The sequence below is a fragment of the Chryseobacterium carnipullorum genome, assembly GCF_900142785.1.
GTDB lineage: Bacteria > Bacteroidota > Bacteroidia > Flavobacteriales > Weeksellaceae > Chryseobacterium > Chryseobacterium carnipullorum.
Map to the genome: position 1 here is coordinate 185,355 of NZ_FRCD01000012.1, position 12,393 is coordinate 197,747.

7 protein-coding genes are annotated in these 12,393 nt (G+C 38.7%); all 7 read left to right on the forward strand.

The window, feature by feature from the left end:
* The first annotated feature begins 64 nt into the window (after nucleotides 1-64).
* Nucleotides 65-964 (forward strand): TIGR01777 family oxidoreductase, encoded by a 900-nt coding sequence (locus BUC06_RS14715; protein WP_073334771.1) that lies wholly within the window; start codon nucleotides 65-67, stop codon nucleotides 962-964.
* A gap of 50 nt (nucleotides 965-1,014) precedes the next feature.
* The gene (locus BUC06_RS14720; RefSeq protein WP_073334772.1) at nucleotides 1,015-2,460 is read left to right on the forward strand and encodes an alpha-L-fucosidase; all 1,446 of its coding nucleotides are present in this window, start codon (nucleotides 1,015-1,017) and stop codon (nucleotides 2,458-2,460) included.
* Nucleotides 2,457-5,126 carry a beta-glucosidase gene (locus BUC06_RS14725; RefSeq protein ID WP_073334773.1) on the forward strand — a complete coding sequence of 890 codons (2,670 nt, stop codon included), beginning with the start codon at nucleotides 2,457-2,459 and terminating at the stop codon, nucleotides 5,124-5,126. The genes BUC06_RS14720 and BUC06_RS14725 overlap by 4 nt, the downstream gene beginning before the upstream one ends.
* Nucleotides 5,127-5,366: 240 nt before the next feature.
* On the forward strand, nucleotides 5,367-5,576 hold the full coding sequence (locus BUC06_RS14730) for a hypothetical protein (RefSeq protein ID WP_228423761.1): 210 nt from the start codon (nucleotides 5,367-5,369) through the stop codon (nucleotides 5,574-5,576).
* Nucleotides 5,577-6,008: 432 nt separating this feature from the next.
* Nucleotides 6,009-7,487, forward strand: coding sequence for a T9SS type A sorting domain-containing protein (locus tag BUC06_RS14735; protein WP_228423763.1), 1,479 nt, complete (start codon nucleotides 6,009-6,011; stop codon nucleotides 7,485-7,487).
* A gap of 6 nt (nucleotides 7,488-7,493) precedes the next feature.
* Nucleotides 7,494-10,361: a hypothetical protein gene (locus tag BUC06_RS14740; RefSeq protein ID WP_073334775.1), complete on the forward strand. Its 2,868-nt coding sequence runs from the start codon at nucleotides 7,494-7,496 to the stop codon at nucleotides 10,359-10,361.
* Between the two features lie 28 nt (nucleotides 10,362-10,389).
* On the forward strand, nucleotides 10,390-12,393 hold a 2,004-nt coding region (locus BUC06_RS14745), incomplete at its 3' end, for a DUF6443 domain-containing protein (RefSeq protein ID WP_228423765.1).

Here is a 12,393-nt window from a genome sequence, read left to right on the forward strand (position 1 = left end):
GTAAAAGTTTTTTGACTCATCCGTATCATCTCAATCAATATCATCACTCAAAACGTACAACGCAATGAAAATAATAATCGCCGGAGGAACCGGGTTTCTGGGGGAAAGCCTGGAACAATATTTTAAGCAAAAAGACGCGCAGGTTTACATTTTAACAAGAAAACCCAAGCGGGATCATGATATATATTGGGATGCCCGTACCTTGGGAGAATGGAAAAGTGCCATTGAAGGATGTGATGCTCTGATCAATCTCACAGGAAAATCTGTAGACTGCAGATACAATGAAACCAATAAAAAAGAAATTTATACTTCAAGAATCGACAGTACAAAAGTTCTTCAGCAGGCGGTTGATCAATGTTCTGTCAAACCCAAAGTCTGGCTGAATGCGGCTTCAGCAACTATTTATGTTCATTCAGAAACACAGCTGAATACGGAAGAATCAGGAATTATTGGCGACGATTTTTCAATGAATATCTGCAAAAGCTGGGAAAATGAATTTTTTAAGATCAAAAATGAAAAAGTCAGAAAAGTAGCCTTAAGAACGTCTATCGTTTTGGGAAATAACGGCGGTGCTTTTCCGAAACTCCGAACGATCACAAAATTAGGGTTAGGTGGAAAACAAGGTCAAGGGCAGCAAAAAGTAAGCTGGATTCATATTGATGATTTCTGCAAAGCCATTGAATGGATCATCAACAATGAAAAGATGTCAGGACCGGTCAATATAACGGCTCCAAATCCAGTTTCAAACGAAGATCTCATGAAAAAAATGAGAAAACAACTGAAGGTTCCTTTTGGATTAAACGCTCCGGTCTGGCAGCTGGAAATAGCTTCATTATTTCTGAATACAGAAACTGAACTTCTACTTAAAAGCAGAAATGTATATCCCGGAAAACTCATCAAAAACGGGTTCCGGTTTTTGTACTCTGATCTGGATAACGCATTGAGTGCTTTGCTGAAAAATTAAGGTTTGCTGATTAAAGAAAGGATGAGTAAATTAGCCAAAACTAACCTTCTATGCTCATTAAACAGAAAACAAAAACCCTTTTCCTGTCCTCCTTTTTCATTTCCTCAGCCTTTTTTTCGCAGGCGCATAAGGTGTCCGCAGGTTATCAAAAGCCCGATGATCCACAGGTCGTTCAGAATCTGGAACAGTGGCAGGATCTGAAATTCGGACTGTTTATGCATTGGGGAACCTACAGCCAGTGGGGAATTGTAGAAAGCTGGAGCCTTTGTCCGGAAGATGAATCCTGGACCCAAAGAAAACCGGAACATGGAAAATCTTACGATGAGTATGTGAAGAATTATGAAAACCTTCAGACCAGTTTCAATCCTGTAGATTTTAATCCCCAAAAATGGGCAGATGCTGCAAAAAAGGCAGGTATGAAGTACGTAGTGTTTACCACAAAGCATCATGATGGTTTTACGATGTTTGACACTAAAGAATCTGACTATAAAATTACCTCTCCCAAAACACCTTTTTCAAAAAATCCTAAAGCTGATGTTACGAAAGAAATTTTCAATACCTTCAGAAAAGAAGGATTTAAGATCGGGGCCTACTTTTCAAAACCTGACTGGCATTCTGAAAATTACTGGTGGCCCTACTTTCCACCCAAAGACAGAAACGTTAATTACGATCCGAAAAAATATCCGGAAAGATGGGAAAACTTTAAAAAATTCACATTTAATCAGCTGAACGAGATCACTTCCAATTATGGGAAAATTGATATTCTGTGGCTGGATGGAGGCTGGGTACGTCCTTTCAAAACCATCGATCCTTCTGTAGAATGGCAGAGAACCATCAAAGTAGAGCAGGATATTGAGATGGATAAAATAGGAACCATGGCCAGAAAAAATCAGCCTGGAATCATTGTGGTAGACCGTACGGTGCCCGGGAAATGGGAGAATTATGTAACTCCCGAACAGGCGGTTCCGGAACACACTCTGTCGATTCCGTGGGAAAGCTGCATCACCATGGGAGATTCCTTTTCCTACGTTCCCAATGACAACTACAAATCTTCCCAAAAGATCATTGAAACACTTATCAAAATTATTTCAAGAGGCGGAAACTACCTCATGAATATTGCCCCGGGGCCGAATGGTGACTATGATCCGGTGGTTTATGAAAGATTAAAAGAAATTTCAGGTTGGATGGAAAAAAATCAATCGGCGGTCTTTGCAACGAGAAGTGCAGGCCCTTATCACGACGGAAATTTTTATTATACGCAGGCCAAAGACGGTAAAACGCTGAATGTTTTTCATATTGATGGCCAGACAGACTATACGGCTCCATCGGTCCTAAGGTTCACAATTCCTGATCATTTCAAAACGAAATCGATGAGAATTCCTGGGTTATCCTCAAAAGTAAAGTGGAAACAGATTGGAAAAACAATAGAAATAAAGCTTCCTGAGGAAAGAACAAAACTGAAGTATGCCACTGTAATTCAAATGACCAGATCATGAAACTGAACTGTATTAAAATCACGGTCATCATAGCGTCATTAAGTTCAGGATTTATACCTGCGCAAGCACAAAAACCTTTATATAAAGACCCAAAGCAACCTATTGAAGTCAGGGTTCAGGACCTGTTGAAGAGGATGACTCCTGAAGAAAAATTCTGGCAGTGTTTTATGATTCCGGGAGATTTGGATAACGTTCCCAAAGACCAGTACGGACATGGGATTTTCGGATTACAGGTGAGTGCCGGAAATCAGGGCGGAGGTGCAGCAGGGCAGATGTTGAAATATAATGCTGGCGAAGACGCTGAAAGACTGGTAAAAAAGATCAATGCCATCCAGAAATATTTCATAGAAGAATCCAGATTGGGAATTCCCATCATCCCTTTTGATGAAGCTTTGCACGGATTAATGCGCGAGGGCGCTACCGCCTTTCCGCAGGCTATCGGATTAGCAGCCTCATTCAATCCGGATCTGATGAAAGATGTATCTTCAGCCATTGCAAAAGAATCCAGACTCAGAGGAATCAGGCAGATCCTGACCCCCGTGGTGAATCTTGCCAGTGATGTCAGATGGGGACGAACAGAGGAAACCTATGGGGAAGACCCTTTTTTAACCTCCGTGATGGGCGTTAATTTCGTGAGTTCTTTCGAAGATCAGGGAATCATTACCACTCCGAAACACTTTTTAGCGAATGTAGGAGAGGGCGGAAGAGATTCCTATCCCATCCATTGGAGCAAAAGATACCTCGAAGAAACACACCTCATTCCTTTTCAAAAAGCTTTTACAGCAGGAAAAAGCAGATCGGTGATGACTTCCTATAATTTGCTTGACGGAAGACCTTCAACTGCCAATCATTGGCTACTTACAGAAAAATTAAAAAAGGAATGGAACTTCAAAGGATTTGTGATCAGTGATGCCAGTGCTGTAGGAGGAGCCAATGTGCTGCATTTTACGGCTAAAAATTATGATGATGCTTCTGCACAGGCCATCAATGCCGGACTGGATGTTATATTTCAGACAGAATACAAACACTATACCTTGTTTATCCCTCCGTTTTTAGACGGAAGAATTTCAAAGGAAAGGATAGATGATGCCGTGACAAGAGTGCTCAGAGCAAAATTTGAACTGGGATTGTTTGAAAACCCTTATGTTTCTGACAAAGATATCCGCGAATTAAAAAAGATCAGTCACAAGCCATTGGCAGAAAAATCTGCGGTGGAGTCTTTTGTTCTTTTACAGAATAATAACAAGACATTGCCCATAGCTTCCACGGCAAAAAAAATAGTAGTGATTGGAACCGATGCCGCTGATGCAAGACTGGGAGGTTATTCCGGACCGGGTAATAATAAGGTGAGTATTTTGCAGGGCATGAAAAACTTCGCCAAGGATAAAAATATTGAAATCCTTTATGCAAAAGGCATTACGTGGGATATCAAAGAGTTTAAAACAGTTTCTGCCAACCTTTTATCTTTTGAAAATAAAAAAGGATTACAAGGACATTATTTTTCCAACAGCACCTTAAATGGCAGTCCCGCTTTTGAAAGACAGGATGAAGAAGTGAATTTCAAGTGGACGCTGTATTCGCCAGATCCTGAAAAACTGCCATCCGATAATTACAGTATCCGCTGGACAGGAAAACTGAAAGGTCCTGATCATGGAAAATATCAGTTGGGGCTGCGGGGAAATGACGGTTTCAGGCTGTTTTTAAATGGAAAACTGATGATTGATCAATGGGAAAAACTGGGATATTCAACAAAAACAACAGCAGTAGATTTTGTGAAAGATCAGGAATATGATATTGCTATTGAGTTCCGTGAAAACAGGGGAGAAGCCAATATCGAACTGATCTGGAATTATGGTATAGATCATCACCAGAAAGATTTTGACGATGCTCTGAAAATGGCAGAAAAGGCAGATCATATCATCATTGCGGCAGGAATCCATGAAGGAGAGTTTCAGGACCGTTCTTCACTGAGTCTTCCCGGTAATCAGGAGAAATTCATTCAGGAAGTTTCAAAATTAAATAAGCCGGTTACCGTAGTACTGGTGGGTGGATCTGCTATCAAAACCACTCCCTGGAAAGATCAGGTAGGTGCTATTTTAGAGATCTGGTATCCTGGAGAAGAAGGTGGAAATGCCGTAGCAAAAGTACTGTTTGGGACAGAAAATCCATCCGGTAAACTTCCCGTCACTTTTCCGGCTGAAGAAGGACAGTTGCCTTTAACCTATAACCATCATCCGACAGGAAGAGGAAATGATTACTATGATCTGAGTGGAGAGCCTCTGTATCCTTTTGGTTTTGGACTCAGTTATACTACTTTTGAGATCGAAGATCTGCAGTTAAATAAAACAAAGTATTCAGAAAATGAAACAATCACCGCGAAGGTTCTTGTCCGAAATACAGGATCAACAGCAGGAAGCGAGGTTGTGCAATTGTATGTAAAAGATCTTCTGGCCTCCGTATCAAGACCGATCATCGAACTGAAAGGTTTTAAAAAAGTGGATGTAAATCCCGGGGAATCAAAATATGTTACCCTTGAAGTTCCGGTAAGAGAGCTTCAGTTTTTAGATGAGAACATGAATTGGACCGTAGAAAAAGGAATGTACAGGATTATGATTGGAAATTCTTCGAAAAATTTGACGTTAAAGCAGAATATTGAGGTTGAATGATTTTTTACGGATCACCGTATTAGTCAGTTGTCATGTTTCCCCAGCGTATAAAAAGAAATATTTAAAGATTTCAATATCAATTAAATGAAAGGATAATTGAAATTATGGTATGATATATGTAATATTTGCTTTAAATCTAAATGAATTGGATGATCAATATTGATCTTTTATAATTATTCAAAAAAAGTAAATGTTATGAGAACCTTTTTTATATCAACAGTACTGCTAATAGGCTTATCAATGAGTGTTCAAGCGCAAAAGAGACCGCCTGCACCTCCGTCTAAAACTGAAATGATTAATATGAAGTCGCGTGAGCTGGATAAAAGATACAACACAGAAAAAAGACTAATTATGAATCATCCGCTTGCCACTAAAAAAATGAAGAGAGATCAGCTCAAGGCCCTGAATGAAAAATACCAGAGCCAGAAAAGATTACTTAAAAAAATGTGATGTAAAAAAGATGCATCGTTTCAATACCTTACCTCCAATTATTTGGGGGTATTTTTTTTGAATTTTTAGATCAGTTTCTGTTACCTCAGTTTGTATTTAAAGTAGTTATGGTATTCCGTAATGATAATATCGTAAATCATTATATTTTTGACCTCAATAAAAAAGTTACAGGTGGAATATAATACGACATCTTCTGTCGCTGTGCGGATTTATATTTGCGGTAAGAAAGTAATGGAAACCTTTATACACAATAAGGTGATAAAATTCATATTAAACCTTATATCCGCGACTTGCAGATGTGTTAATAATTGTTAATTTTGCTCTGTAATTATATAAAAACTAACATTAACTTAAATACACAAATAGATAAAGAAATTCTACTCTGGTGCGTATACCTTATGCACTATTCTGGGGCTGTCTGCCCAGGAAGTATTGTGGCAGAAAGATATCCAATCTTCTACTCAGGATTTCCTAAGCCAGGTGACTACAACCATTGATCAGCAATATCTGATTACGGGAAGCAGTATTCAAAGCATTAAGCTTCAGGCTGGAGGCAATAAGCAAAATAATGGTTATGATTTTCACTTAATTAAACTCAATCAGCAGGGCGAACAGGTCTGGGAAAAATATTTCTCAGGACAAAATCATGATTATCTCTCTGCAACCGTTGCTACGCAGGACGGAGGGAATTTACTTGCAGGCACCACCTACTCCGGAAAAGGTCTTGATAAAAAAGAGGATTCCAAAGGCGGATCGGATATCTGGCTGATCAGAATCAACGAATTTGGAGATGAACTTTGGCAGAAAACCTTGGGTACCTCTTCTGATGAAGAAGCAAGATCTGTTATTCAGACAACAGACCTTGGTTTTTTTGTAGCTGGAAATGTTCAGAATTCAGCTAAAGGTTACGGTTCCAAAGATGTTCTGATTGTAAAACTGGACAAAGACGGAAAAGAACTCTCTCAGTCTGTTTTAGGAGGAAAGGGGCTTGATGAAGTAGAAAAGCTGATTCCTACTAAAGATGGAGGTGCCTTGTTAGGGATCTATTCCAGAAGCAACTTGGGCGGTTCAAAGAAAACCGAAAACTTTGGCGAAGGAGACTATTGGATCATCAAGCTGGACAAATCTGGAAAAGTGGAATGGGAAAAGAACTTTGGTGGAAAAGCAGATGACCATTTGAAAACTCTTGCTTTGATTTCGACTGGCTATATCATTGGTGGCGAAAGTCGTTCAGAAAGATCAGGAAATAAAACCGTGGGTATTGAAGAAGGAACAGATCTATGGTTGATCTCTTTAAATGAAAGAGGGGATGAGCTATGGCAGAAATCCTTCAATTTCAAAAATAGGGATATCCTTATGGGGATGAGCGTACTTCATTCAGCAGATGATAAATCTTCAAAAGGAATTTTGTTGGGCGGTTATACGCAGGCCGAAGGAAGAATTGAAGCCGATGACGAAACGTTCTGGATGCTGTATTTGAATCAGGACGGAAATGAACAGTGGCGCAAACATGTGAAAGGTGAATCCAGAAAGAGAGAAGAGAGACTTTCAGATATAAAACTGAACAGGGATGGCTCCATTATTCTGGCAGGAACCAGTGCTGAAGAGCTTGGAAAAGAGAACTGGAAAATTGTGAAGCTTGGAGATAAACAACTAGATCAGTTGATTGAAAAGCAAGATATTAAAATCTATCCGAACCCAGTATCAGATTATGCTTATGTGGAAATAGGGTATGATTTTAAAGAAGCTGATATTATTCTTTATGATATGGGAGGAAGACAGTTGCAGACTGTGAAAACGAAGAACAAAGTAACCAAGATCAATACTCAGAATTTGATTCAAGGGGCTTATCTGGTCGTTGTGAAAACTGATGCAGGTAAAACTGCCAATGCAAAACTGATTAAAAAATAAACACAAATGAAAAAACTTATTACGCTATTAAGCATAATAGCAGGGATTGCGCCTATACCTGTTTTGGCACAGCAGCAACCCGTCTCAGATATTAATTTTGGAGATTTACCAAGACCCGTACCTTCCGTTTCCTCTTTAGCCACGTACACCGAGGCTCCGGTATCTCTTGCAACAGGTGTTCCTGACATTAAATTTCCTTTATTTGGATTGTCAAGCCATGATAAAAATATTGCCGCTAATCTATCACTACAGTATCATCCGTTAAATATGAATGAAACAGAAGCCGGAAGTGAAGTAGGAATAGGCTGGTCCATATTTGCAGGAGGTATCATATCACGAGAAGTTGTTGATGAATTGGATGAAAGATATGATGATGCGGGATTTATCGGTTACAAAAAAAATAAATTTGATGACATCTATTATTACAATTTACCCGGCATATCCGGAAAATTCAAAATTGAAAGAAATACAGATGCCAATACCTTTCAAGTTGTAAATCTTACCCCCAATAATATCAAAATTGAGTACACAAGAGACAGTAATACTGCCACCCTGATTGCCAATTCTTTTACGATAACAGATGATAATGGTTATAAATATATTTTTAACGATTATAGCCAGGCTAGAAATTACACTCATCCCCTTACTTCAGGGACATTGTTTAAATCTGCATTTTATCTGACACAAATTAAAAATGCAAATAATGTAGAACTTTTAAGTTTTACGTACCAAAAAGAAAATAAAAACAAGCCTAATACAAGCGAGATATTATATCAATCCTGTAAATTAAAGACCATTGTATCTCCGGAAACAGGTTCCATCGGTATTGATTATCACTATGACGCCACGTTGGAAGGCACTATGAATGACCCTTACAGCATTACAAAAGTTTCACTTAAAAATAATAACGCCGGGGTCATTTCACAATACGGGTTGATCTACTCTGACGGTATAAATCAGGGATATACAAGAAAGTTGATTAAAATTAATAAGATTAATTTATCAAACCCTACAGGAAGTCCGTTGGAAACTACCAAATTATTATACACAGATTACTATTTCAGTAATGGCTCGGGAGACAGGGCTTGTTCTGCTGATCCTCAAAATTCAACAGTAAGTTCTGTCGGAACATTACACAAAGTTATTCTGCTAACAGGAGGAATGGTTGAATATAATTTTGAAGCGAACCAATATTATGTCAATAAAAATACGCCTGATTATGTAACGCCTGAATATTTTTCAGATCCGGAAGTTCAGTTTATCCAAACTTTTGCAGGAGTACCTTTTGATACCCATGTTTCTCAAACCTATACTTTTCAGGTGACGGGAGAACCTAATAAACTCAAGAAAATATATGTAGATTTCGACGCAGATAAATACTATCCTTCTTTTGCAACTGTGGACCCTCAATCTTTCGTTGATTACACAATAGATAACGATCCTTACCTTGCCAATACGTGCTACAGCTATAATGATGAGGCATTGGAAGGCAGAACATGGTCATTTAAAACATTATCCCTGATGCCCGGAACCCACACCATTAAAATATCGGGAACAGGAGGACATGGGATGATTACTCTATCAGATATAGGAAGCCAGCCACTTCCTTATAAAAATGCGGTAAGCAACGATAAAAAACTGGGAATCCGTATTAAGAATGTTAAATATTACAACTCTGAGGCAGACTATGTGGCTAAGAAAACTGTCGCCTATGATTATAATGTATTTGGTGATCCCAACAGCGTAAGTGGCTATCGTTTTTATCCAGAAATGGAAAGTTTATCAGTCTCATATTCCCCAACAGTACTTTATAAAAATGTAAAAGTTACCAATGACAGTGACAACGGATACGTTAATTATTATTTCAAAAACCCTGATGATTATCCAAAAACGCCTTACACTTATAACGGCAGTAGCACAAACTTCTGGCCTTATTATAATTTGACCAAAACCGGGGTAATGGATAAAAAAGAGGTTTTTAACGCACAAAATCAATTGGTGTCTGCCGTTCATTATGACTTCACTTTTGAAACATTAAACCAAATGCCGGAAGTACCTGTTGAGGGTGGAGTTACCAAAAAGGCCTTTATGAAAAGTACAAAAGTTACTACTAAGGATTATACAGGAACTAACCGGTTTGTAGAAAGTAAGGTGGAGACAGAATTTAATCCTGTCAACTTCAAAGTAGCTTCTGTTAAGGAAACCTCATCAGACGGAAATGTTTCTGAAAGAACAGTTACCTACTCTACAGGTTTATCTGGCTATCAAAATTTAGAGACTGCCAATATGAATGGTGTTCCTGTAAAAACAGAGATAAAGAATAATGGAAAATTGGTTTCTGCAACGAAGGTCAAATATGAAAATTCTAACAATTTGTATCCTTCTACGGTAATTTCTGTTAATCCTAATGATAATAGTATGAAGACAGCTGTAAAGTATGATGATTATGATTCCAAAGGAAATATCAGACAATTTACATCCAATTATGATGCTGCAACGGGAGGCGGAATTCCAACGGTAATAATCTGGGGGTATAATCAAAGCCTTCCGATAGCAAAGATTGAAGGGATGAAACTTTCAGATATTGGAAATCTGGCAGACGATATTATTCTAAAATCTAATGCAGATGTAGATGCTTCGACAGAAACTGCTCTTATTGGTGCATTAGATATGTTCAGAACCAATTCTGCATTGAAGAATGCTGTGATTACTACATATACCTATGATCCTTTGGTGGGTGCAACAACCGTAACACATCCAACCGGACTAAGAGAAATATACAAATACGATAAAAACGGAAAGTTGAGTGCAGTAGTTGATGTTAACGGAAATATCATTAAGGATTATAAGTACAATACAAAACCACAGCTATAATCATAGTTTTTATTAAAATCAATCAGTTATGAAAAAAATTATATTTATCATACCCTTTCTTGTTGTGGCTTTGTTTCATGCACAGAGTTTAACACCAACAGAAAATTATATATACAGCAGGACCTATCTGGAGCCTGTTACCTCAGAGCAGCCCAATGCAGCCCAGATTCAGGGAGTTCAATATCTTGACGGACTGGGAAGGGCTACCCAAAGTATTGCTATAAAGGCATCGCCCAATGGTAAAGATTTGGCTGTTCCTGTAGTGTATGACCAATCAGGAAGAAAAACGAAAGATTATCTTCCACAACCTGTAGACTCGCAAAACGGAGCCTTTATTCCTGGTATTGGAGAAAGCTCTGTCAATACGTATTATGGGACTGCTAATGCCTATTCGGAGACTCTTTACGAAAAATCGCCTTTGGGCAGGATTGAGAAATCGGCAGCTCCCGGATCAGACTGGCAGATGAGCGGCAGCCATACCCAAAAGATGGAATACCTTTCTAATGAAGCGGGTGAAGTCAAAAGATATAAGGTCACCACAACATGGAATTCTTCCTCGCAGATCAATGATATTTCCATTGCTCCGGCACCAGGTGATGCGTATACAACGAATGGCTATTACAATGCCAATACATTGTACAAGATGGTTACAAAAGATGAAGATAACAATGAAATCCACACCTTTATCAACTCTAAAAAACAGACTCTCTTAGTTCGTAAAATCAATAAAAAAACAAACGGAGCCACCGAAAATCTGGATACTTATTATGTCTATAATGAATTTAATGATATTGCTTATGTAATCCCTCCTAAAGCCTCCGTTTCCACTTTAACCTCTACTGTATTAGACCAGCTTTGTTATCAGTATAAATACGATAAATACAACAGAGTTGCAGAAAAGAAAATTCCCGGAAAAGGATGGGAATATCTGGTATATGATAAGCAGGGCCGCGCTGTACTTTCACAAGATGCCAACCTGAGAACTACAACCAACAACTTTACAAAAAGAGGATGGTTGTTTACCAAATACGACAAATTTGGAAGAGTTGTTTATACTGGATTTTTTGCCAATACAGCAGAAAGAGCGGCAATGCAGACCGCACTCAACAATATGTCTGCCAATGCCAATAATAATGAAACTCCAAGTACAGCACCATTTACCCTCAACGGAATTGATGTGTACTATACAAAAACCGCTTTCCCGACAGGAAGCATGACCCTGTTAAGTGTTAATTATTATGATGAATATCCTACGGGGTCTCCTTCGCAGCCATCACAGATACAAAATCAGACAACACTTGTATCTGTACCGACAACGATTGTTTCCAATGGACTATCGTCTGTAAGAAGTACAAAAACACTTCCAACAGCAAGCTATACCAAAAATATTGAAAATGACAGCTGGACATCTGCTTTTATCTGGTATGATACACTGGGAAGAGTGATTGGAACGTATGGTAAAAATCATTTGGGTGGATATACTAAAACGGAGGCTGAGCTTGATTTTTCAGGAACAACACAAAAAACCTATGTTTACCACGCCAGAAAAGCGAATGAACCGGGAGTTACCATTAAAGAACGTTTTGTATACGATGCTCAAAAAAGACTAAAACAGCATTATCACCAGGTGGATGATAAACCGGAAGTCCTGCTGACGGAAAATACCTACAACGAGCTTTCACAGCTTATCAATAAGAAGGTAGGAAACAATCTTCAAAGTATAGACTATGCCTACAATATCAGGGGCTGGACGACGGATATTAATAAAAACCAGATGGGGCTTGCTGATCTTGGAGGGAAATTATTTGCGTACAGAATCAGGTACAGCCAAAAAGAGGGTATTGATAATCCCGATACTGTTCAGTTTCCAGGGAAAAATGTAAGTCCGAAATATAACGGCAGTATTACGGAAATAGACTGGAGAGCGATAGAAACAGTAGGCGTAAACCCATCTCTGACCCCCAAGAGATATGGATATGCGTACGACAGCACCAACAGGCTATTGGCAGGCTATTATCAGAATCCAAACAAT

Excerpts from the sequence above, each read along its gene's own strand:
- BUC06_RS14715 (WP_073334771.1), top strand. The coding sequence starts at position 65 with ATGAAAATAATAATCGCCGGAGGAACCGGGTTTCTGGGGGAAAGCCTG.
- BUC06_RS14720 (WP_073334772.1), top strand. The coding sequence starts at position 1,015 with ATGCTCATTAAACAGAAAACAAAAACCCTTTTCCTGTCCTCCTTTTTC.
- BUC06_RS14725 (WP_073334773.1), top strand. The coding sequence starts at position 2,457 with ATGAAACTGAACTGTATTAAAATCACGGTCATCATAGCGTCATTAAGT.
- BUC06_RS14730 (WP_228423761.1), top strand. The coding sequence starts at position 5,367 with ATGAGTGTTCAAGCGCAAAAGAGACCGCCTGCACCTCCGTCTAAAACT.
- BUC06_RS14740 (WP_073334775.1), top strand. The coding sequence starts at position 7,494 with ATGAAAAAACTTATTACGCTATTAAGCATAATAGCAGGGATTGCGCCT.